Raw genomic sequence first — 21053 nt, 5'->3', positions numbered from 1 at the left:
TGGCCGCGAGTAGCCTCGGGCGCGGCCCACCGGCCCCGCCCACCCGTCCACCGCGGAGAAGGAGCACCCCCTGCGACCCGCCACCCCCGCCACCCGCGGCTCCACCCCCGCCACCGCGCCCAGCCCCGTCGAGGTGCGGCGCAGCGCGCGTCGGCGCACCACCGTCTCCGCCCGCCGGGAGGGCGACCGCACCGTCGTCCTCATACCGGACCGGATGTCCCGCGCGGAGGAGGAGCGCTGGGTCGCCGTGATGCTGGAGCGGCTCGCCGCGAAGGACGGCAGGCGGCGCCCCGGCGACGCCGAGCTGACCGAGCGGGCCGCCGAACTGTCGGCCCGGTACCTCGGCGGCGAGGCGCGGCCCGCGTCGGTGCGCTGGGTCACCAACCAGAACAGCCGCTGGGGCTCGTGCACCCCCGCCGAGGGCACCATCCGCCTCTCCCACCGCCTCCGGGGCATGCCCGAATACGTCGTCGACTACGTCCTGCTGCACGAACTCGCCCACCTCCTGGTGCCCGGGCACGGCCCGCGGTTCTGGCAGCTGCTCGACGCCTACCCGCGCACCGAACGGGCCCGGGGCTACCTCGAAGGCGTCGCCGCAGCCGAGCGGCTGCCGCACCCGTCCGAACCGGCCGACTGACCCCGGCCGACGCAGCTCACGCCCCGGCAGCACGCGCTGTCGGTGGCAGCGGATAGCCTGACGAGCGGTACCAACTCACAGCCGGAGCGGGGGACAGGCGTTACCTATGGCCAGGGAATTCCAGCGGGGCCACAAGGCCAGGATCGGCGACCTGACGGCAGGGACCGACCTGTATGTCGGAGTGCAGATCGGCGGCCCGGGGCTCACCTTCGACATCAGCTGTTTCGGCCTGGACGCCGACGAACGGCTCGCCGACGACCGGTACTTCGTCTTCTTCAACCAGCCCGCCTCGCCCGAGCAGGCCATCCAGCAACTCGGCGAACAGGCCGGTGACACCCAGTCGTTCCGGGTCACGCTCGACCGCATCCCGTCACACATCCGGAAGCTGTCCTTCACCGCCGCCCTCGACGGCGCCGGTCAGGTCTCCCGGATCGGCCCCGGCTACCTCCGCATCGTCGCCGGTGGCGAAGAAGTCGCCCGCTACTCCTTCAACGGCTCCGAGTTCAGCACCGAACGCGCTGTGATGCTCGGTGACTTCTACCTCAAGGACGTCCCCCCCCCCCCCCCCGCCCCCCCCCCCCCCCCCCCCCCCTGCCGCACCCGCCGCCCCGCAGGCCCCGGCGCCCGCCCCGCAGCAGCCCGCGCCCCCGCAGCAGCCCGACCCCGGCTTCGGCTCGCCCCAGCAGCCGCAGCCCGCCGCGGCCCAGATCCACAGCGCACCCACCATGGCCGCGCCCCTCGTCCCGCCCGGCACCCCGATGACCCCGCCCGCGGCCCCCGTACCGCCGCCCTCCGCCCCCGGCATCCCCGGCGGCGGACACCCGGCCCCGTACGGACACCCGGCGCCCGGCCACGCCCCCTACGGCGCCCCGGGCCAGGCCCCCTACGGCGGCGCGCCCGGCCACGGCGTACCCCAGGGACCGCCGCCCGGGCAGTTCCCGCCGCAGGCCGCGCCGTACGGGCAGGCCCCCGGAATGCCCCACCCCGGTCAGGCGCCGGTCGTGCCCCAGGACGGCGGGCCCGGGCTCGGCGTCGTGCTGGAGAAGTACAAGGAAGCCCCCACCGGGCAGCGGTGGACGCTCCAGAACAGCAAACTGGTCCGCGTCGACCTCGGCATCGACGGCCAACCGGTCCTCGCCCGCCAGGGCAGCATGGTGCTCTACCAGGGCAAGGTCGACTTCAACTACAAGGGCGCGGGCCTCCGTGGCCGCCTCGTCGGCAACGCCACCGGCCAGGAGATGCAGCTGATGCGCTGCACCGGCCAGGGCCAGGTCTTCTTCGCCGAGGACAGCACCCACATCCACCCCGTCGAGCTCCAGGGCGACGCGCTGTGCGTCTCCGCCGACAGCGTCCTCGCCTTCGACGAGTCGCTCCAGCACGAGGTCCGCCGCGTCGAAGGCCACGGCATACCCGGGGGCGCCCTGTTCACCCTGCAGTTCCAGGGCACCGGCACCGTCGTCATCAAGACCCACGGCACGCCCGTCGTGTTGCCCGTCACCCCCACCACCTTCGCCGACGCCAACGCCGTCGTGGCCTGGTCCGCCGCCGCGCAGGTGATCGTCTCCAGCCAGGTGAGCATGCGCCGCCACGCCTACCCCGGCCACTCCGGCGAGTCCGTGAACCTCCAGTTCCGCGGCGCGCCCGGCAACTTCATCGTCGTCCAGCCCTACGAGGTCTGAGGGAGCCCGCCACCATGACCCAGCAGCAGCTGTCGGGCTACGCCCCGACCCCACCCGCCGCCCGCATGGAGAACCACGGCAGCGCCATGGTCAAGATCGCCATGCAGAGCGGCCACGACATCTTCGCCCGCACCGGATCGATGATCGCCTACGAGGGCTTCATCCAGTACGAGCCCAATCCGCCCGCCGTCCGCCAGATGGCCTCCCAGTGGATCACCGGCGAGGGCGCCCCGCTGATGAAGTGCAGCGGCGACGGCGTCCTCTACCTCGCCGACTACGGCGCCGACGTCGTCTGCATCCACCTCGACGGCGAGGCGCTGTCCGTCAGCGGCACCAACCTCCTCGCCCTCGACGCCCAGCTCCAGTGGGGCGTCCAACGCGTCAAGGGCATGGCCAAGTTCGCCGGTCAGGGACTGTTCAACGTCGGCATATCCGGCACCGGCTGGGTCGCCCTCACCTCCCGCGGCACCCCCATCGTCGTCGACTGCGGACGCGGTGAGGACGAGACATACGTCGACCCCGACGCCCTCGTCGCCTGGTCGACCAACCTGAAGATGAAGGGCAGGCGCAGCTTCAAGGCGTCCTCGATGATCGGACGCGGCAGCGGCGAGGCGTACCAACTCGGCTTCTCCGGCCAGGGCTTCGTCGTCGTCCAGCCCAGCGAGGACAGCACCGACCGGCTCCGGGCCCGGGGCTGAAGGGGGACCGAGGAACATGCAGAGCCCGCTTTTCGCCCACACCGAGACACAGACCCAGGACCGCTACGCCCTGCAGAACTCCCAACTGCTGCGCGTCACCCTCGACGGACACGAGGACCTCCTCGCCCGCAAGGGCTCCATGGTCGCCTACCAAGGACTCCTCGAATTCGAGGGGGACTACCAGACCCAGGGCCAGCACTACGCCCGCGCCGTCACCGGCGAGGGCCTGGACCTGATGCGCATCTCCGGCCAGGGCACCGTCTACCTCGCCAACCTCGCCCAGTACGTCCACATCCTGGACGTCGACCACCAGGGCCTCACCGTCGACAGCAGCTACGTCCTGGCGCTCGACTCCGGGCTCCACTGGGACGCCGTCTCCGTCGACAGCCGGTACGGCATCTCCGGCACCGGCAAGTACCAGCTCAACATCGCAGGTCAGGGCAGGGTCGTCCTGATGACCTCCGGCCAGCCGCTGATGCTGCCGGTCACCCCCGAGACCTACGTCAACGCCGACGCCGACGCGGTCGTCGCCTGGTCCGCGTCGCTGCGCGTCCAGATGCAGGCCCAGACGCACTCCTCCGGCGTCTGGCGGCGCCGCGGCCACACCGGCGAGGGCTGGGAGCTGAGCTTCCTCGGCCAGGGATACGCCCTGGTCCAGCCCAGCGAACTGCTCCCGCCGCAGAACGCCGACATCGGCTCCGGCCTCGCCGCACAGTTCGGCATGGGCCAGCAGGGCGCCCGCGGCTACAACCAGGGCAACATCTTCACCAACTGACGGCGCGGGGCCGGGCCCGGGCGGAGAACCACCCGGACCCGGCCCCGCCGCCGACGGCTACACCAGCGCCCGTGCGCCCTCGACCAGCCGCACCACCGACTCGTCGGCCACGGAGGCGACCTCGTCGTACCGGAACCACCGCAGATCCAGCGACTCGTCGCTGATCCGCGCCACCGCGTCCTCCGGCGCCACGGCCGCGAACTGCACATCCAGGTGCCAGGCGCACGGCGTGTGATGGCGATCCAGCCGCACCGGACCGCCGGGCAGCAGCTCCAGCCCCCGCGCGATACCGGACTCCTCACGCGCTTCACGCAGCGCCGCGTCCGCCGGCGTGGCGTCCTCCGGCTCGCAGTGGCCGCCCATCTGCAGCCACATCTCCAGCTTGCGGTGGAGCGTCAACAGCACCCGCCCGCCCACCGGATCGATCACCAGCGCACTCGCCGTGAGATGGCCCGCGGCGCAGGGCTTCCACATGCCGTCGGGATGCGCGGCCAGATGCTCCAGATACGAGAGCCGCAGCTCTTCCTGGGCAGGCGACGGCGCGGGCCACTCCTTGAGCGCCCGCGCCGCCTCGTCGTGCAGGCTCACCGGCCGCCTTCGCCCTTCGCGTCGTCCTCGCCGTCCGCACCGGAACCGCCGTCCGTCTGCGGCTTCTGCGGGCCCTTGCCGCCGCTCGCCGCATCGCCCAGCATCTTGTCCAGCTCGGAGAAGTCCATCTGCTCGTGGTGCACGAAGCCGTCCGGATCGTCGAGATCGGCGGCGGTCGGCAGCATGTCCGGGTGCGCCCAGAGACCGTCGCGGCCCTCCAGACCCCGCGCGTCCGTCAGCGACGCCCACAGCCGGGAGGCGTCCCGCAGCCGCCGCGGCCGCAGCTGCAACCCGATCAGCGTGGAGAACGTCTGCTCCGCCGGGCCACCGGTCGCCCGGCGCCGCCGCAGCGTCTCCCGCAGCGCGTCCGCCGACGGCAGATGCGGCGCCGCGGCGGCGTGCACGACCGCGTCCACCCAGCCCTCGACCAGCGCCAACGCCGTCTCCAGCCGCGCCAGCGCGGCCTTCTGCTCCGGAGTGTCCTCCGGCTGGAACATGCCGGACTGCAGCGCGTTCTGCAGCTCCTCGGGGTGCTGCGGGTCGATCTGGCCGACGACGTCCTCCAGCTTCGAGGTGTCGACCTTGATCCCGCGGGCGTACCCCTCCACGGCGCCGAACAGATGCGAGCGCAGCCACGGCACATGCGCGAACAGCCGCTGGTGGGCGGCCTCCCGCAGCGCCAGGTAGAGCCGCACCTCCTCCTCGGGCACGCCCAGACCGGAGCCGAACGTCGCGATGTTCTTCGGCAGCAGCGCCGCCTTCCCGGCCGGGCCCAGCGGCAGACCCACGTCCGTCGAACCGACGACCTCGCCCGCCAGGACGCCCAGCGCCTGCCCGATCTGGGTGCCGAACATCGCGCCGCCCATGGAGCGCATCATGCCGAGCAGCGGACCGGCCATCGCCTGCATCTCACCGGGCAGCACATCGCCCATCGCCGACCCGACGCGCTCCGCGAGCGGATTCACCAGGTCCTTCCAGACCGGCAGGGTCTCCTCGACCCACTCCGCCCGACTCCACGCCACGACCGTCCCGGCACCCGACGGCAGCGACGTCACGCCGTCCAGCCACAGGTCGGCCAGGCGGACCGCCTCCTCGACCGCGGTGCGCTCACCGGGCGAGACGGACTCGTCCTTGCCACCGGCCTCGGTGCCCTGCGCGACCGTCTGCCGCGCGATGTCCTTGGCCATCTCCCAGTTCACCGGCCCGCCCTCGTACGAGAGCATCTGGCCCAGCTTCTGGAAGGCGGCGCCGAGGTCGCCGGGGCTCATCTGGCCCTCCGGGCCGCCCATGCCGCCGAAGAGCGCCGCGAACGGGTTGTCCGCGCCACCGCTCCCGCTGCCGAACCCGAACGGGTCCGCGGGGCCCTGGCTACCTCCCTGGCCGCCCTTCTTCTTGCCGTTGTCGCCGTCCTCCGGCTCCTCCGGCGGAAGGCCGAATCCGAATGGGGTGTCACTCACGGGTTTCCTCGGCTCGTAGGGCCGCCGGCCCTCGGCCGACGGCGGCTGCCCGACATCACCCTCCAGCGTAGACACCCTCCGAGCATCGGGGCTCGGTGCTCCGCTGTCGGGACGCCTGCGGCAGGATGGACGCCACCTGTACGTACGCGCCGGTACGCATACGTACTGAAGACAACCGCTGGAGACGCCCGGTGAGTTCCCCAGATCCGACCGTTCGCGCAGCGCGAAACGCTGACGCCCCGACCCCGCAGACCGGACGCGGTACCGAAGAACCGGCCCCGCGGCCCGGCCGCCGCCCCGTCATCGCCGTCACCGGAGCCGCCACCGGCGTCGGCGCGCTGCTGACCCGCGCCCTCGCCGCATCCGACGAGGTCAAGCGGGTCATCGCCATCGACGAGCGGCGCGGCGACGTCCCCGAGGCGCACTGGCACGTCCTGGACATCCGGGACCCGGCCATCGCCGAGAAACTGCACGGCGCCGACGTCGTCGTCCACCTCGCGCTCGACCTCGACCTGGAGTCCGACGACGCCGCCCGCACCGCCTACAACGTCCGCGGCACCCAGACCGTCCTCACCGCCGCGGCCGCCGCGGGGGTGCACCGCGTCGTGCTCTGCACCTCCGCGATGGTCTACGGCGCGCTGCCCGACAACGACATCCCGCTCGCCGAGGACGCCGAGCTACGGGCCACCGCCGACGCCACCGGGGTCGGCGACCTCCTGGAGATCGAACGCCTCGCCCAGCGGGCGCCCCGCGCCCACCCCGGCCTGAACTGCACGGTCGTCCGGCCCGCCGTCCTCGTGGGCGGCACCGACACCGCGCTCACCCGGTACTTCGAGTCGCCGCGCCTCCTGGTCGTCGCGGGCTCCCGCCCCGCCTGGCAGTTCTGCCACGTCGAGGACCTGGTCAGCGCCCTGGAGTACGCCGCCCTGGAGAAGGTCGAGGGCGAGCTGGCGGTCGGCTGCGACGGCTGGCTGGACCAGGAAGAGGTCGAGGAGCTGTCCGGTATCCGGCGCATGGAGCTGCCGTCCTCCGTCGCCCTGGGCGCCGCGGCCCGGCTGCACCGCATCGGACTGACCCCCTCACCCGCCGGGGACCTCGCCTACACCATGCACCCCTGGGTGGTCAGCGGCAGCCGGTTGCACGAGGCGGGCTGGCGGCCCCGGTGGAGCAACGAGGAGGTCCTCGCCGAACTGCTGGAGGAGGTCGCCGGACGGCACACCGTCGCCGGACGCCGCCTGGGCCGCAAGGACGCCACCGCCGCGGGCGCGGCCGGTGCGACCGTCGCCCTCCTGGGCACCGCCGCCCTGGTCCGCCGCGCCCGCAAGGCCCGCCGCCGCATCTGACGCGGACCACCGGGCGCGGCGGGCGGGGCCGCGCCCGGAGGAATCTCCAGGCGGGGCGCCCCGCGCCCGGGGGAAACGGCCATTCCCCTTCCGGGGTGCGGTGGGGCACGATGGCGGCATGTCTGGCACGCACGTCACTCCGACCCCAGGCCGTGACCACCCCGGAGAGCGGGGCGCGGCCGACCCCGTCCGGCTGCTGGCGGTCCGCGAGACGCCGCTCTCCGTCGACGAGGTGTTCGCGGCCGTCGGCGACGCCGCGGCGGGCGGCACCGCGCTGTTCGTCGGCACGGTCCGCTCGCACGACGGCGGCACCGACGTCGACGGGCTGGGCTACTCCGCGCACCCGACGGCCGAGGCGGAGCTGCGGCAGGTCGCCGAGAAGGTCGCCGCCGACTTCCCGGTCCGCGCGCTGGCCGCCGTCCACCGCGTCGGCGATCTGGTCGTCGGCGACCTCGCCGTGGTCGTGGCGGTCTCCTGTCCGCACCGCGCCGAGGCGTTCGCCGCCTGCCGTCGGCTGATCGACGACCTCAAGGCGACCGTCCCGATCTGGAAGCACCAGACCTTCTCCGACGGCACCGAGGAGTGGGTCGGCGCCTGACGACACGCCGTCCGCTCACCCGCCCGGTCCCGCCGCGCCGCCCGGTCGGCCCCCGGCCACGGAGCCAACCGGGTGGGTGGGTTCCGGTTGCGTAACCTGCCCCCGGGCATGAGCGTTGACGTGGCAGATGGTTAATCTGCTTATTCGTCGATAGCGGTGGGACACTTTCGGGAGGCCACTATGGGTGCGCTCCTCTGGCTGTTGATTCCGGTCCTCGCCGCGCTCGCCGCCATGCTGTGGAGCACCTGGGCACAACGCAACCGCAGAGGCGGCGGCGACATCGCGGAGCTCGCCGGATACGAACGTTTCCGGACCGCGATGGAGCGCGAGCACTCCGGATCCGATCTGGTCTGACCCGGCGTCCGCCCGCCGAACCGGAACACACCGGGCGGCGGGCGGACGCCGGACCGGCCGATCGCCTCGTACGGACGGCCCCGCGAGCCGGTTGTCATACCCGTCCCGTACTGTCGTTCCATGCCACGCCGCACCGCGACGCTGCTCGCCTCGACACTGATGCTGATCGCGCTGCTCTGCGCCGGGGTACTCCTTCCCGTGCCGTACTCCGAGATGTCACCGGGCCCCACCGTGAACACCCTCGGCGAGCACGAGGGCAAGCCGGTGCTGCAGATCTCCGGCCGCAAGACGTATCCGACCGACGGTCACCTCAACATGACCACCGTCCGCGTCACCGGCCCCGACTACTCCATGAATCTCCTGGAGGCGGTCTACGGCTGGCTCGACCCCGACAGCGCCGTCGTCCCGCACAAGACGCTCTACCCCGAGGGACAGACCGCCGAGCAGGCCGACCAGGAGAACGCCGAGGAGTTCTCCCAGTCCCAGGAGAGCGCCAAGGTCGCGGCACTCGAACAGCTCCACATCCCCGTCGCCACGCAGACCGTCGTCGCCTCCGTGCTCAAGGGCAAGCCGGCCGACGGACTGCTGCACGCCGGCGATGTGATCAAGGCGGTGGACGGCACACCGGTGAAGGCGAAGGACGACGTCACCAAGCTTGTCACCCGTCACAAGCCGGGGGAGAAGGTCGTCTTCACCGTCATCCCCGCCAAGAACGCGGCGGCGGCCGAGAAGAAGGGGCAGCGGCCCGAGAGCGGCCGCAAGGACGTCACGGTGCCCACGGTGAAGGCCGACGGCGGCCGCGCGCTGGTCGGTATCCAGGCGGGCGTCGACCACATCTTCCCGTTCACCATCGATGTGAAGCTCGCCGACGTCGGCGGTCCCAGCGCCGGGCTGATGTTCGCCCTCGGCATCGTCGACAAGCTCAGCCCGCACAGCCTCACCGGCGGCAAGTTCATCGCCGGTACCGGCACCATCGACGACCAGGGCAAGGTCGGCCCGATCGGCGGCATCTCGATGAAGACGGTCGGCGCCCGGGCCAAGGGCGCCCGGTACTTCCTCACGCCGAAGGACAACTGCGCCTCCGCGGCGAAGGACACCCCCGAGGGCCTCACCCTCGTGAAGGTCGACACCATAGGCGACGCCGTCCAGGCGCTGAAGAAGATCAGCAGCGGGCACACCGAGGGCCTGCCCAGCTGCTCCATATCCCACTAGCGCGGCGCCGGTCCGGCCACCGTGGGGCGCCGACGCCCCCGGGGCCGCGTCCGGCGTACGGGGAGCCGCCCCGTACGCCGCCCGCCGCCGGTCACGCCTCGAACGTCGCCGCCAGCGCGTCCGCCAGGCCCGGCACCAGCGAGGCGCCCGTGAGCACCTCGGACGTCGCGTCCTTCTCACGCAGCCGCAGCGCCGACTCGCGGGAGCCGTCCCGCAGCACCGCCACGGTCATCCGGACCTCCTGACGGTCCGGGTGCTCGGCCACCCACGCGGCGAGCTGCTTCTCGTCCAGCCCGTCGGGCACCGAGTCCTCGGCCGACGGCGGGAGCATCAGCCGCTCCACGGTCAGCGCGCACCCGGCGACCGCGTCGGGCCAGGCGATGGTGGCGAGGAATTCGTCGAGCGCGGTCCCGGCGGGGATCTCGTCCTGCTCGACGGGGGTCAGCGACGCGGCCGCGTCGTCGTCGATGCCCAGCTGGGCGGCGAGTGCGGGCTCCTGTTCCCGCAGCTTGGCGGAGTCCACGAGGGCGAAGAGTCGGGCGGGCTGGTCCCAGCCCAGTCCGGCGCTGTACTCGTCGATCTCGAGTACCGCGCGGGTCAGCGGAGAGGCGGCGAGCGGGGTGCCGTCCACGGGGTTGTTCGTCATGTTTCACATCGTGCCCTGTGAACCCCGGAAATCGGGAACCGGGTAAAGCCTTCGTAAGTTGGTGGAGTGGGTCCTACTATCTCCCGGGCCTGTTCCACACGACAGCGATCTTCGAGGTGCGCACCTTGGCTTTCCAGATGCCGGACCGCGGCGGAGGCCCCTCCGGGCCACGGATGAGAGTCGGCCGGCCGTCGCGGCGGGCCCGGACCCTTTTCATGACGGTGGGCGTACTGGCCGTCCTGGCCATGCTCTTTGTGATGTTCTCCGGGTTCTGGACCGACTGGCTCTGGTACCGCTCGGTGAAGTACGCCTCCGTCTTCACCACCACACTGTGGACGAAGATCGGCCTCTTCGCCGTCTTCGGCGCCCTGATGGCCGTGGTCGTCGGCGTGAACATCTGGCTGGCCCACCGCCTGCGGCCACCGCTCAGCGCGATGTCCATGGAGCAGCAGAGCCTGGACCGCTACCGCATGAGCCTGGCGCCCTTCAAGAAGTGGGTGCTGCTGGCGATCTCCACGGTCGTCGGGCTGGTCGCCGGAGCCTCCGCGTCCGGTGAGTGGCGCACCTGGCTCCAGTGGATCAACGGCGTGCCGTTCGGCCAGAAGGACCCGCAGTTCGGCAAGGACGTCGCGTTCTACGCCTTCGACCTGCCCTGGTACCGCTTCCTGCTGAGCTTCGGCTTCGCCGCCGCGGTGCTCTGCCTGGTCGCCGCCGCGCTCACCCACTACCTCTACGGCGGGCTGCGGCTCACCAGCCCCGGCTCGCGGGCGACCGCCGCGGCCACCGGCCATCTGTCGGTGCTGCTCGGCATCTTCGTCTCGCTCAAGGCCATCGCGTACTGGCTCGACCGCTACGGTCTCGCCGTGAAGTCGAGCGGGCTGCGCTCCGCCGACGGCTGGACGGGCCTGCGGTACGTCGACGCCAATGCCTACCTCCCGGCGAAAACGATCCTGTTCTTCATCGCGGCGATCTGCGCGGTGCTGTTCTTCGCGACCCTGTGGCGCCGCACCTGGCAGCTGCCGGTCATCGGCTTCGGCCTGATGGTCCTCTCGGCGGTGCTGATCGGCGGGCTCTACCCGGCGATCGTGCAGAAGTTCCAGGTCCAGCCGAACGAGCAGGCCAAGGAAGCGCCGTACATCAAGCAGAACATCAAGGCGACGCGGGACGCGTACGACATCCAGGACTCGAAGGTCACCGGCTACAAGGGCGACTACCAGCCCGGCAGCAAGGCCGAGAGCCAGAAGCTCCGGGACAACGCCGACACCACCGCCAGCATGCGGCTGCTCGACCCGAACGTCGTCTCCCCGGCGTTCCAGCAACAGCAGCAGGTGCGCGGCTACTACCAGTTCCCCTCCACCCTGGATGTGGACCGCTACAAGGACAAGGACGGCGTCGAGCAGGACACCGTCATCGGTCTGCGTGAGCTGAACATCGCCGGTATCCCCGAGCGCAACTGGATCAACGACCACTTCAAGTACACCCACGGCTACGGCGCGGTGGCGGCGAAGGGCACCGAGACCACGGAGGGCGGCGGCCCGAAGTACACCGAGTCCGACCTGCCGTCCAAGGGGAAGCTGCCCAAGTACGAGCAGCGGATCTACTACGGCGAGAAGACCACGCAGTACTCCATCGTCGGCGGTCCGCAGAAGGAGCTGGACTACTCCGACGACAGCGGCGAGAAGAGCTACACCTACCAGGGCAAGAGCGGTGTCAGCCTCGCCAACCCGATCAACCGCGCCGCCTACGCGGTGGCGTTCGGCGAGCCGCAGATCCTCTACTCCGGGGCGATCGGCGACGGTTCGAAGATCCTCTACAACCGCACGCCCAAGGAGCGCGTCGAGGCGGTCGCGCCGTGGCTGACCATCGACGGCGACGCCTACCCGGCAGTCATCAACGGCCGCGTCCAGTGGATCGTCGACGCGTACACCACGAGCAACGGCTATCCGTACGCCTCGCGGACCACGCTCGGTGACACCACCGCCGACTCGCTCACCAACGGACAGCGGGCGGTGATGGCCCAGCAGAACCAGGTCAACTACATCCGCAACTCCGTGAAGGCGACGGTCGACGCGTACGACGGCAGCGTCAAGCTCTACCAGTGGGACAAGGCGGACCCGGTCCTCAAGACCTGGATGAAGTCCTTCCCCGGCACGGTCGAGCCGCGCGACAGCATCAGCCCGCAGCTGATGGAGCACCTGCGCTACCCGCAGGACCTCTTCAAGGTCCAGCGGCAGCTGCTGACGACCTACCACGTCACGGACCCGGGCACCTTCTACACCGGCTCCGAGCGCTGGCAGATCCCCAACGATCCGACCAACAAATCGGGCAACTCCGTGCCGCCGTACTACCTGAGCATGAAGATGCCGGACCAGAAGGATCAGACGTTCTCGCTGACGACGACGTTCACGCCCAACAAGAGGGACAACCTCGGGGCGTTCATGGCCGTCGACGCGAACGCCACCAGCGGTGACTACGGCAAGATCAGAATCCTGAAGCTGCCGTCGGAGACACCGGTGCCGGGTCCGCAGCTGGTGCAGTCGAAGTTCAACTCCGATCCGCAGATCGCCAACGAACTGAACATCCTCAAGAAGTTCGGTGACTCGGAGATCGAGTACGGCAACCTGCTGACCGTGCCGCTCGACGGCGGTCTGCTCTACGTCGAGCCGGTCTATCTGCGCGGCGCCAACACCAACTACCCGCTCCTGAAGAAGGTGCTGGTGAGCTACGGCGACAACAAGCCCGTCCTGGAGAACTCCCTCAAGGACGCGCTGGACGTCGTCTTCGGCAAGAAGGCACCGAGCGGTACGACACCGGGCGAGGAACCGCCGACCGGCGGGGAGACGACCCAGCCGCCGTCGGACCAGTCGGTCCAGGAGGCGCTGAACGACGCACAGAAGGCGTACGAGGCGGGCGAGAAGGCCCGGGTCGACGGCGACTGGAGTGCGTACGGCGACGCCCAGAAGAAGCTCAAGGAGGCGCTGGACCGCGCCGCCGCCGCCGAGAAGAAGGCGGACAAGAAGGGCGGCGGCTCGGGCGGCTGACCGCCCGGACCGCCCGCGGTGGCCGCCGGACTCCCCGGCGGCCACCGGGCACCGTGAGCCGGGGCGGGGCGGGGCCCGCACGGACCCCGCCCCGCGCCGTGGTAGGTTGAGGACACAACGACGCGGGGTGGAGCAGCTCGGTAGCTCGCTGGGCTCATAACCCAGAGGTCGCAGGTTCAAATCCTGTCCCCGCTACTGACGACGAGGGCCCGGATTCTTCGAGAATCCGGGCCTTCGTCATGAGCGCGTCCATACCGGGTACCCGACCGGTCGGTCGCGTTCTTCCTGCGTACAGCCACGTCGAACAGCCGATGTGGGGAACCTGTGTGCTTGAGTTTGGCAAGTCGTTGTGTCGGGAAGTCGACAAACCGCTGAAGTGACCTCGCCGGGTGCTGTATACCAGGTGTACGAGGGTTACGGGTGGTGCGACGATGGCTCTTATGGGGGACAAGGCAAGGTTGTTGGAGACGGACCGGTTTGTGCATGCGCCCGACGAAGGGCGCACATCCGAGTTGCCGATGGACGAAATGGACGCCGCGGAGGCGGCCGAGGCGTCGGAGGCGGTGACCGAATCCGGTCACCGCCGCGCCGCGGAGGCCGGCGACACCGCGGCCATGAGCGCACTGGGCGCACTGCTGCTGCGCCGCGGGGATCTCGACGGCGCCGAGCCGTACCTGCGCTCCGCGACCGTCGCGGGTGACCGCGCGGCGGCGAACAATCTCGGCGTACTGCTGCATCAGCGGGGCTATGTGGACGAGGCGGCGGGCTGGTGGCGGATCGCCGCGGTCGCCGGGTCCGCCGCCGCCGCACACGCCCTCGGGCGCCACCACCGCGAGCGCGGGGACGAGCCCGCCGCCGAGTACTGGCTGCGCCAGTCCGCGGAATCGGGCCACTGCCTGGGCGCGTACGCCCTCGCCGACCTGCTCGAACACCGGGGGGACATCGGTGCCGAGCGGTGGTTCCGCACCGCGGCCGAGCGCGGGCACCGGGAGGCGGCCTACCGCCTCGCCCGGCTCATCGAGGAGGGGCGCGGCGCCGACCGCCGCACGGCGCCCGCCTACGGCGAGCTGAGCCGGGAGGCCGAGGCCGAGCAGTGGTACCGCCAGGCCGCCGCGCGCGGCCACCGGCGCGCCGCGCTCCAGCTCGGCACGTTGCTGGAGGAGCGCGGCGACGTCCAGGAGGCGGGGCGCTGGTACCTCTCCGCCGCCAAGGACAGCGAGCCGAAGGCCGCCTGCGCGCTGGCCTTCCTGCTGCGCGACGCCGGGGACACCGAGAGCGCCGCCGAGTGGTGGCGGCGCGCCGCCCAGGAGGGCGACGGCAACGCCGCCAACGCGCTGGGCGCGCTCCACGCCGACCGCGGGGAACTGCAGACCGCGGAGCGCTGGTACCGCGCGGCGCTCGACGCGGGCGATGTCAACGGCGCCTACAACCTCGGCCTGCTCTGCGCCGAGCAGGGCCGGGCCGGGCGCGGTGAGCAGTGGTACCGCCGCGCCGCGTACGCCGGGCACCGGGAGGCCGCCAACGCGCTGGCCATCCTGCTGCTCCAGCGCGGCGACGCGGCCGGTGCCGAGCCGTGGTTCTCCAAGGCGGCCGAGGCCGGCAGCGTGGACGCGGCGTTCAACCTCGGCATCCTGTTCGCCGGACGGGGCAGCGAGCGCGCCGCCCGGATCTGGTACGAGCGGGCGGCGGCGGCCGGGCACACCGAGGCGGCGCTCCAGGTCGCCATCGCCCAGCAGCGCGAGGGCGCGGACGAGGAGGCGGAGCCGCATCTGCGCTGCGCGGCGGAGGGCGGCAGCGCGGAGGCGGCGTTCCGCCTCGCCGATCTGCTGGACCGCCGCTCCGCGGAGGTCACGAAGGCCGACGACCCCTGGCCCACGGGTCAGGCGCGGAAGCCGGACGCCGAGTCCACCCGCTGGTACGAGAAGGCGGCCGCCCAGGGGCACCGCCGGGCGCAGGTCCGGGTCGGGATGTTCGCGGCGGCCCGGGGCGAGACGGTCGAGGCGGCCCGCTGGTACCGCGCGGCCGCCGAGGCCGGGAGCCGTAACGGCGCCTTCAACCTCGGGCTGCTCCTGGCCCGCGAGGGCAGCCTGCCCGAGGCCGCCCTGTGGTGGCAGCGGGCGGCCCGGGACGGTCACGGCCGGGCCGCGCTCCGGCTGGCGCTGCTGGCCGCGCGGCGCGGTGCCCTGGCGGAGGCCGGGTCGTGGTGCGCGCGTGCGGTGGAGCTGGGTCCGCCGGAGGTCGCCGAGCGGGCGGCCCGGTTGCAGGAGGCGCTCCAGGAGGAGCTGAGCGCCTGACGGCGTGTCCCCGGGAGCGGTCCGGTACCGCTCCCGGGGAACGGATTTGCGCTGGTCGTCGGCGTGGGTCTAAAGTAAACAGCACAACGGCGCGGGGTGGAGCAGCTCGGTAGCTCGCTGGGCTCATAACCCAGAGGTCGCAGGTTCAAATCCTGTCCCCGCTACTGAAGACGAAGGCCCGGATTCTTTCGAGAATCCGGGCCTTCGTCGTATGCGCGGACACTGCTGGGGGCCGGACGCGGGCGCGGCAACGGGCCCGCACCCGGTGGGGTGCGAGCCGATCAAGGTGGCGGGGCGGCCCGGACGGGGGCGCGCCCGCGGCTTCAGGAGGTGGCGGCGCAGGTGGGGCACAGGCCCCGGTAGGTCACCGTCACCTCGGAGACCTGGAAGCCGAACCGCTCGGGCTCGGGGAGTGCGGAGAGCGGGTCGCCGTGGAGGTGGACGTCCCGGATGGTGCCGCAGCGCGAGCACACCAGGTGCTGGTGGTCGTGGTGGGCGTTGGGGTCGTAGCGCTTGGCGCGGCCGTCCGTGCTGACCTCCAGCACCTCGCCGAGCGAGACCAGCTCGCCGAGGGTGTTGTAGACGGTGGCGCGGGAGATCTCGGGGAGCCGTTCGGTCGCGCGGGCGTGCACCTCGTCGGCGGTGTAGTGGACGTGGTCGCCGTCCAGCACCTCGGCGACCACGCGCCGCTGTGCGGTCAGTCGCCAGCCGCGTTCCCGAAGCCGTTCCAGCAGGTCACTCATGCCATTCACCTATCAGTCAGATACGCCCAGGGTAACAGTGCGCCGTCCATCACCGGATCAGGTACGACTTTCGGGGTCTTCTTGACTTAGACAATGTCCAATGTAGGATCGGCAGCGGCGCAAGCCAAGGGCAGGTAGCAGACTTCAGGAGGCGCACGTGTCGGTAGAGAGCACCACGGGACCGCTGACGACGGAGTCCGGAGCTCCGGTTGCGGACAACCAGAACAGCGAGACGGCCGGCCTGGGCGGACCCGGACTGATCCAGGACCAGCTCCTGATCGAGAAGCTCGCCCACTTCAACCGCGAGCGGATCCCGGAGCGCATCGTCCACGCCCGGGGCGCCGGTGCGTACGGCACCTTCACCGTCACCGCGGATGTCACCGAGTACACCCGCGCCAAGTTCCTCTCCGAGGTCGGTAAGCAGACCGAGACGTTCCTGCGCTTCTCGACCGTCGCGGGCAACCTCGGTGCGGCCGATGCGGTGCGTGACCCGCGCGGCTTCGCGCTGAAGTTCTACACCGAGGACGGCAACTACGACCTCGTCGGGAACAACACCCCGGTGTTCTTCATCAAGGACGCCATCAAGTTCCCCGACTTCATCCACACCCAGAAGCGCGACCCGTACACCGGCTCGCAGGAGGCGGACAACGTCTGGGACTTCTGGGGTCTGTCGCCCGAGGCGACGCACCAGGTGACCTGGCTCTTCGGTGACCGCGGCATCCCCGCGTCCTACCGCCACATGGACGGCTTCGGCTCGCACACCTTCCAGTGGAGCAACGAGGCGGGCGAGGTCTTCTGGGTCAAGTACCACTTCAAGACCGACCAGGGGATCAAGAACCTCACCAGCGAGGAGGCCGCCAAGGTCGCCGGTGAGGACCCCGACAGCCACCAGCGTGACCTGCGGGAGTCCATCGAGCGCGGCGACTTCCCGAGCTGGACGGTCGGCGTGCAGATCATGCCCGCCGCCGAGGCCGCGAACTACCGCTTCAACCCGTTCGACCTCACCAAGATCTGGCCGCACGCGGACTACCCGGTCATCGAGATCGGCAAGCTGGAGCTGAACCGCAACCCGCAGAACATCTTCGCCGAGGTCGAGCAGTCGGTCTTCTCCCCGCACCACTTCGTGCCGGGCATCGGCCCCTCGCCCGACAAGATGCTCCAGGGCCGCCTCTTCGCGTACGGCGACGCCCACCGCTACCGCGTCGGCATCAACGCCGACCACCTGCCGGTCAACCGCCCGCACGCCACCGAGGCGCGCACCCACGGCCGGGACGGCGTCATGTACGACGGCCGTCACGCGGGGGCGAAGAACTACGAGCCGAACAGCTTCGGCGGTCCCGTCCAGACCGGCCGGGCGCTGTGGGAGCCCTTCCAGCTCTCCGGCGCCACCGGGGAGAGCGCGGCCCCCTCGCATGCCGAGGACGACGACTTCGTCCAGGCGGGCAACCTCTACCGCCTGATGTCGGAGGACGAGAAGGAGCGGCTGGTGAACAACCTCGCGGGCTTCATCGCCAAGGTGTCCCGCGACGACATCGCCCAGCGCGCGATCGACAACTTCCGCAAGGCGGACGCGGACTACGGCAAGCGGCTCGACGCCGCGGTCCAGGCCCTGCGCGGCTGACCGGCCACCCCGCGCACCGGACCGTCTCCCCCGGAGCGGCCCGGTGGGCGGGCGGCCACCCGCTTGCCGTACCAGCCGAAGAGGCCGGATGCCATGGGGCTCCGGCCTCTTCGCGCGGGGTGCGGCGGGTGCGGTGTCAGCTGCGGGCGTCGCCCACGTACGACAGCAGATCGTCGTGGAGCAGACCGTTGGAGGCCGCGGCGTTGCCGCCGTGCGGGCCCGGGACGCCGTCGAGAGAGGTGAAGCGGCCACCGGCCTCCTGCACCACGACGGCGCACGCCGCCATGTCCCACAGCGACAGCTCCGGCTCCGCGCAGATGTCCACCGCGCCCTCGGCGACCATCATGTACGGCCAGAAGTCGCCGTAGGCGCGCGTCCGCCAGCAGTCGCGGCTCAGGTCGAGGAAGCCGGGGAGCTTGTCGCGCTCCTCCCAGCCGGTCAGCGAGGAGTACGCGAACGAGGCGTCCCGGATGCTGCCGACCTCGGAGACCCGCAGTCGGCTGGCGGAGGTCAGGCTGCGGCCGGTGAAGGCGCCCAGCCCCTCGGCCGCCCACCAGCGGCGGCCCAGCGCCGGGGCGGAGACGATGCCGACGACCGGGCGGTCGCCGCCCTCGCCCCGCTCCATCAGCGCGATCAGGGTGGCCCAGACCGGGACGCCGCGGACGTAGTTCTTGGTGCCGTCGATCGGGTCGATGATCCAGCGGCGCGGGCCGGTGCCCTCGGTGGAGCCGAACTCCTCGCCGAGGACGGAGTCGCGCGGCCGGGCCCGCTGGAGATGACCGCGGATCAACTCCTCGGCGGCCTTGTCCGCCTCGCTGACCGGCGTCATATCCGGTTTGGTCTCCACCTTGAGGTCGAGCGCCTTGAACCGCTCCATGGTGGCGGCGTCCGCGGCGTCCGCGAGGACGTGTCCGAGACGGAGATCATCGTGATAGTCGGGCATGTACGAACAGTATCTACTGGTATGCACGGACAGCCACATGATCGGGCCCCGCCGGGCGGATAGGCCCCGGACGGCGGCACGCGGCGCCCCTTGACAGTCCCTGGCGGCGCCTCAATTCTGTGCGCACACCGGTCATATGGGACCGGTCAGGCGGGAGGCGACGATGCCGACAGCGCGGGAAGCCCTGCTCGACGCCGCCTACGCGGCGCTCGCGGATCACCCCTGGTCGGCGGTCCGGATGGTCGATGTGGCGGCCGCCGCCCGGGTCTCCCGGCAGACCCTCTACAACGAGTTCGGCAGCAAGTCCGGGCTGGCCCGCGCGCTGGTGCGCCGGGAGGTGGACGCCTATCTGGCGGGCGTCGAACGGGCGCTGACCGGGCGTCAGGGGGAGCCGGGCGGGCCACCCGTACGGGCCGGGGCGCCGCCCGGCCGGTCCGGGGCTCCGCCCGCCCCGGCCGGTGACGCGGCGGCGCGGGTCGCCGCGGCCGCCGCCTGGACATTGCGCGCCGCCCGGGCCAATCCGCTGGTCAGGGCCGCGTTGACGGGGTGCTGGGGCGAGCGGCTGCCACCCCGGTGGGCGGCCGGACCGCCGCCACGGCCGCGCGGCGTCCGGCGGTCCGTCCCGGCGCAGCGGCAGGGCGCGGGGGAGGGGCCGCCGCCCGGGCCCGCCGATCTTGTCGGCCGGTTCCGGGAGCGCGCGGTGGCCGCGCTGGCGCCGCACTGGCCGGACGAGGAACTGCCCGCGCTGGACACCGCGTGTGAGGCGGCCGCCCGGCTCACCCTCTCCTGTGTGGTCGCGCCCGACCGACCGGAGCCGCCCGGGGCCGGTGCCCGTACGGGTGCGGCGGGCCGGGACGCGGAGAGCGAGGCGGTGGCGCGGCTGGTGCGCGGGGCGTTCGCCCGGGTGCCGGGGCGGAGCGGGCGGCCGGGGTACCCGGAGACGGGCGGCTGACCTGCGTGGACGGCCGGGGAGGGGGTGCGCCGTGGGTCAGTGCACCGAGCCGGAGAGCTGGAGGCCGATGACACCAGCGATGACCAGACCGATGGAGACGATCTTCAGCGTGGAGGTCAGATCGCCGAGGAAGACCATGCCGTAGATGGCGGTACCGGCGGCGCCGATGCCCGTCCACACCGCGTACGCCGGGCCGACGTCCAGCTTCCGCAGCGACAGCGTCAGCAGACCGAAGCTGCCGAGCGCGAACGCGGCGAACGCGATCGTCGGCCAGAGGCGGGTGAAGCCGTGCGACAGCTTGAGGCAGACCGCGAAGCCGGTCTCCAGCAGTCCCGCCACCACGACGAGCAGCCAAGCCATGTCCCATGCCTCCGTCTGTCGGTGACCGCTACGTCCGCCCGGGTGTGATTATGCAGTTCCCCCGGACGGTGGGCAGGGCATTTGCCTCCGCTCAGTCGCCCTCGCGTCGCTCACGGGTCGCGAGCAACCGGCGCAGTGAGTAGAGCCGCGCGGGATCGGCGTGGCCCTCGGCGACCCACTCGTCCAGCGCGCAGTCCGGCTCGTCGTGGCTGCAGGCGCGCGGACAGCCCTCGGTGCCCGGCACCAGATCGGGGAAGGCCAGCACCACCCGCGCGGGATCGACGTGGTGCAGTCCGAACGAGCGCACGCCCGGCGTGTCGATCACCCAGCCGGTGTCGCCGGGCAGCGGCAGCGCCAGCGCCGAGGTGGTGGTGTGACGGCCGCGTCCGGTGTGCGCGTTGACATGGCCGGTGGCCCGGCGACGCTCCGGCACCAGGGCGTTGACCAGCGTCGTCTTGCCGACACCGGAGTGACCGACGAAGGCGGTCATCCGCCCGGCCAGCCGCTCGCGGACCCGGTCGGCGGCGGAACCGTCGGCCAGCTCGTCGCGGTTGGTGACGAGATAGGGGACGCCGAGCGCGCCGTACGACGCGAGGAGGGTGTCGGCCGGGGCGAGGTCGGACTTGGTGAGCACCAGCAGCGGATCGAGCCCGGCGTCGTACGCCGCCACCAGGCAGCGGTCGATCAGCCGGGGGCGCGGCTCCGGGTCGGCGAGGGCGGTGACGATGGCGAGCTGATCGGCGTTGGCGACGACGACGCGCTCGTACGGGTCGTCGTCGTCGGCCGTCCGGCGCAGCGTGGAGGTGCGCGGCTCGACGCGCACGATGCGGGCCAGGGTGTCCTTGGCGCCGCTGAGGTCGCCGACCACCGCGACCCGGTCGCCGACGACGGCGCTCTTCCGCCCCAGCTCACGGGCCTTCATCGCGGTGATCGTGCGGTCGTCGATGAGGACCGTCAGCCGCCCCCGGTCGACGGTCAGGACCAGGCCCTCGCTGGCGTCCTCGTGCTTGGGGCGGATGTTGGTACGCGGGCGGTTGCCCTTGCGGTTGGGGCGGACCCGGACGTCGTCCTCATCGGGGTTCTTGCCGTAGCGGCGCATGGCGGTGGAACCC

18 protein-coding genes, 2 tRNA genes and 1 pseudogene are annotated in these 21053 nt (G+C 71.9%); 14 read left to right on the top strand and 7 right to left on the bottom strand.

Going from position 1 to position 21053, the window contains the following annotated elements:
• Positions 1 to 70: 70 nt before the first annotated feature.
• From IF23_RS0107045 to IF23_RS0107030, 4 genes and pseudogenes are all read left to right on the top strand, one after another.
• Entirely contained in the window at positions 71 to 637 is a 567-nt protein-coding gene (locus tag IF23_RS0107045) for a M48 metallopeptidase family protein (protein WP_078653833.1), read from the top strand.
• A 106-nt stretch (positions 638 to 743) separates the two neighbouring features.
• A pseudogene (locus tag IF23_RS35345) lies at positions 744 to 2316 on the top strand (AIM24 family protein).
• A 14-nt stretch (positions 2317 to 2330) separates the two neighbouring features.
• Positions 2331 to 3014 carry an AIM24 family protein gene (locus tag IF23_RS0107035; protein ID WP_030280949.1) on the top strand — a complete coding sequence of 228 codons (684 nt, stop codon included), beginning with the start codon at positions 2331 to 2333 and terminating at the stop codon, positions 3012 to 3014.
• 16 nt (positions 3015 to 3030) lie between these two features.
• Positions 3031 to 3789, top strand: coding sequence for an AIM24 family protein (locus tag IF23_RS0107030; protein WP_030280948.1), 759 nt, complete (start codon positions 3031 to 3033; stop codon positions 3787 to 3789).
• A 57-nt stretch (positions 3790 to 3846) separates the two neighbouring features.
• Here the strand turns inward: IF23_RS0107030 and IF23_RS0107025 are convergent, their stop codons facing one another.
• Both IF23_RS0107025 and IF23_RS0107020 read right to left on the bottom strand, forming a co-directional pair.
• Positions 3847 to 4377 carry an NUDIX hydrolase gene (locus IF23_RS0107025; RefSeq protein WP_030280946.1) on the bottom strand — a complete coding sequence of 177 codons (531 nt, stop codon included), beginning with the start codon at positions 4375 to 4377 and terminating at the stop codon, positions 3847 to 3849.
• On the bottom strand, positions 4374 to 5834 hold the full coding sequence (locus tag IF23_RS0107020; RefSeq protein WP_030280944.1) for a zinc-dependent metalloprotease: 1461 nt from the start codon (positions 5832 to 5834) through the stop codon (positions 4374 to 4376). Before IF23_RS0107020 ends, IF23_RS0107025 begins: the two co-directional genes overlap by 4 nt.
• 191 nt (positions 5835 to 6025) lie before the next feature.
• Between IF23_RS0107020 and IF23_RS0107015 the strand changes: the two genes are divergently transcribed.
• The 4 genes from IF23_RS0107015 (at position 6026) to IF23_RS0107000 (ending at position 9341) form a co-directional block, all read left to right on the top strand.
• Complete coding sequence (locus tag IF23_RS0107015) at positions 6026 to 7177, top strand: SDR family oxidoreductase (protein WP_030280942.1); 1152 nt, start codon at positions 6026 to 6028, stop codon at positions 7175 to 7177.
• 118 nt (positions 7178 to 7295) lie between these two features.
• Positions 7296 to 7775: a molybdenum cofactor biosynthesis protein MoaE gene (locus IF23_RS0107010; RefSeq protein ID WP_030280935.1), complete on the top strand. Its 480-nt coding sequence runs from the start codon at positions 7296 to 7298 to the stop codon at positions 7773 to 7775.
• 180 nt (positions 7776 to 7955) lie between these two features.
• Positions 7956 to 8129 (top strand): hypothetical protein, encoded by a 174-nt coding sequence (locus IF23_RS34340; protein ID WP_169749987.1) that lies wholly within the window; start codon positions 7956 to 7958, stop codon positions 8127 to 8129.
• 120 nt (positions 8130 to 8249) lie between these two features.
• On the top strand, positions 8250 to 9341 hold the full coding sequence (locus tag IF23_RS0107000; protein WP_030280933.1) for a YlbL family protein: 1092 nt from the start codon (positions 8250 to 8252) through the stop codon (positions 9339 to 9341).
• Positions 9342 to 9432: 91 nt separating this feature from the next.
• On the opposite strand, the gene IF23_RS0106995 is transcribed toward IF23_RS0107000, so the two are convergent.
• A complete protein-coding gene (locus IF23_RS0106995) occupies positions 9433 to 9987 on the bottom strand; it encodes a PPA1309 family protein (protein WP_030280930.1) in 555 nt (184 codons plus the stop codon).
• A 215-nt stretch (positions 9988 to 10202) separates the two neighbouring features.
• Between IF23_RS0106995 and IF23_RS0106990 the strand changes: the two genes are divergently transcribed.
• The 4 genes from IF23_RS0106990 (at position 10203) to IF23_RS0106975 (ending at position 15486) form a co-directional block, all read left to right on the top strand.
• Complete coding sequence (locus tag IF23_RS0106990) at positions 10203 to 13028, top strand: UPF0182 family membrane protein (protein WP_030280927.1); 2826 nt, start codon at positions 10203 to 10205, stop codon at positions 13026 to 13028.
• A gap of 121 nt (positions 13029 to 13149) precedes the next feature.
• Positions 13150 to 13223, top strand: a tRNA-Met gene (locus tag IF23_RS0106985).
• Positions 13224 to 13459: 236 nt separating this feature from the next.
• Positions 13460 to 15322, top strand: coding sequence for a tetratricopeptide repeat protein (locus tag IF23_RS0106980; RefSeq protein WP_211266125.1), 1863 nt, complete (start codon positions 13460 to 13462; stop codon positions 15320 to 15322).
• Positions 15323 to 15412: 90 nt separating this feature from the next.
• A tRNA-Met gene (locus IF23_RS0106975) sits at positions 15413 to 15486 on the top strand.
• 159 nt (positions 15487 to 15645) lie between these two features.
• On the opposite strand, the gene IF23_RS0106970 is transcribed toward IF23_RS0106975, so the two are convergent.
• The gene (locus tag IF23_RS0106970; protein WP_030280923.1) at positions 15646 to 16065 is read right to left on the bottom strand and encodes a Fur family transcriptional regulator; all 420 of its coding nucleotides are present in this window, start codon (positions 16063 to 16065) and stop codon (positions 15646 to 15648) included.
• A gap of 157 nt (positions 16066 to 16222) precedes the next feature.
• On the opposite strand from IF23_RS0106970, the gene IF23_RS0106965 reads away from it, so the two are divergent.
• Positions 16223 to 17686 (top strand): catalase, encoded by a 1464-nt coding sequence (locus IF23_RS0106965; RefSeq protein WP_030280921.1) that lies wholly within the window; start codon positions 16223 to 16225, stop codon positions 17684 to 17686.
• A 136-nt stretch (positions 17687 to 17822) separates the two neighbouring features.
• On the opposite strand, the gene hisN is transcribed toward IF23_RS0106965, so the two are convergent.
• Entirely contained in the window at positions 17823 to 18629 is an 807-nt protein-coding gene (hisN, locus tag IF23_RS0106960; RefSeq protein WP_030280919.1) for a histidinol-phosphatase, read from the bottom strand.
• A 163-nt stretch (positions 18630 to 18792) separates the two neighbouring features.
• Here hisN and IF23_RS0106955 point away from each other — a divergent pair, with 163 nt between their 5' ends.
• Entirely contained in the window at positions 18793 to 19581 is a 789-nt protein-coding gene (locus IF23_RS0106955; RefSeq protein ID WP_030280917.1) for a TetR/AcrR family transcriptional regulator, read from the top strand.
• Between the two features lie 36 nt (positions 19582 to 19617).
• Here the strand turns inward: IF23_RS0106955 and IF23_RS0106950 are convergent, their stop codons facing one another.
• A complete protein-coding gene (locus IF23_RS0106950; RefSeq protein WP_030280915.1) occupies positions 19618 to 19941 on the bottom strand; it encodes a DMT family transporter in 324 nt (107 codons plus the stop codon).
• 91 nt (positions 19942 to 20032) lie between these two features.
• Positions 20033 to 21040, bottom strand: coding sequence for a ribosome small subunit-dependent GTPase A (gene rsgA, locus IF23_RS0106945; protein ID WP_030280913.1), 1008 nt, complete (start codon positions 21038 to 21040; stop codon positions 20033 to 20035).
• Between the last annotated feature and the right edge of the window lie 13 nt (positions 21041 to 21053).

Origin of the sequence: Streptomyces catenulae (assembly GCF_000718015.1) — a bacterium.
GTDB classification, from domain to species: Bacteria; Actinomycetota; Actinomycetes; order Streptomycetales; family Streptomycetaceae; genus Streptomyces; species Streptomyces catenulae.
Note: the sequence above shows the minus strand (reverse complement) of the source record. Positions and strands in the feature narration are given on the sequence as shown.

Bases quoted from the DNA above. Each gene is read 5' to 3' on its own strand.
- IF23_RS0106990 (WP_030280927.1), top strand. From the start codon at position 10,203: ATGACGGTGGGCGTACTGGCCGTCCTGGCCATGCTCTTTGTGATGTTC.
- IF23_RS0106980 (WP_211266125.1), top strand. From the start codon at position 13,460: ATGGCTCTTATGGGGGACAAGGCAAGGTTGTTGGAGACGGACCGGTTT.
- IF23_RS0107000 (WP_030280933.1), top strand. From the start codon at position 8,250: ATGCCACGCCGCACCGCGACGCTGCTCGCCTCGACACTGATGCTGATC.
- IF23_RS0106955 (WP_030280917.1), top strand. From the start codon at position 18,793: ATGCCGACAGCGCGGGAAGCCCTGCTCGACGCCGCCTACGCGGCGCTC.
- IF23_RS0106970 (WP_030280923.1), bottom strand. From the start codon at position 16,065: ATGAGTGACCTGCTGGAACGGCTTCGGGAACGCGGCTGGCGACTGACC.
- IF23_RS0107010 (WP_030280935.1), top strand. From the start codon at position 7,296: ATGTCTGGCACGCACGTCACTCCGACCCCAGGCCGTGACCACCCCGGA.
- rsgA (WP_030280913.1), bottom strand. From the start codon at position 21,040: ATGCGCCGCTACGGCAAGAACCCCGATGAGGACGACGTCCGGGTCCGC.
- IF23_RS0106950 (WP_030280915.1), bottom strand. From the start codon at position 19,941: ATGGCTTGGCTGCTCGTCGTGGTGGCGGGACTGCTGGAGACCGGCTTC.
- IF23_RS34340 (WP_169749987.1), top strand. From the start codon at position 7,956: ATGGGTGCGCTCCTCTGGCTGTTGATTCCGGTCCTCGCCGCGCTCGCC.
- hisN (WP_030280919.1), bottom strand. From the start codon at position 18,629: ATGCCCGACTATCACGATGATCTCCGTCTCGGACACGTCCTCGCGGAC.
- IF23_RS0107030 (WP_030280948.1), top strand. From the start codon at position 3,031: ATGCAGAGCCCGCTTTTCGCCCACACCGAGACACAGACCCAGGACCGC.
- IF23_RS0106995 (WP_030280930.1), bottom strand. From the start codon at position 9,987: ATGACGAACAACCCCGTGGACGGCACCCCGCTCGCCGCCTCTCCGCTG.
- IF23_RS0107035 (WP_030280949.1), top strand. From the start codon at position 2,331: ATGACCCAGCAGCAGCTGTCGGGCTACGCCCCGACCCCACCCGCCGCC.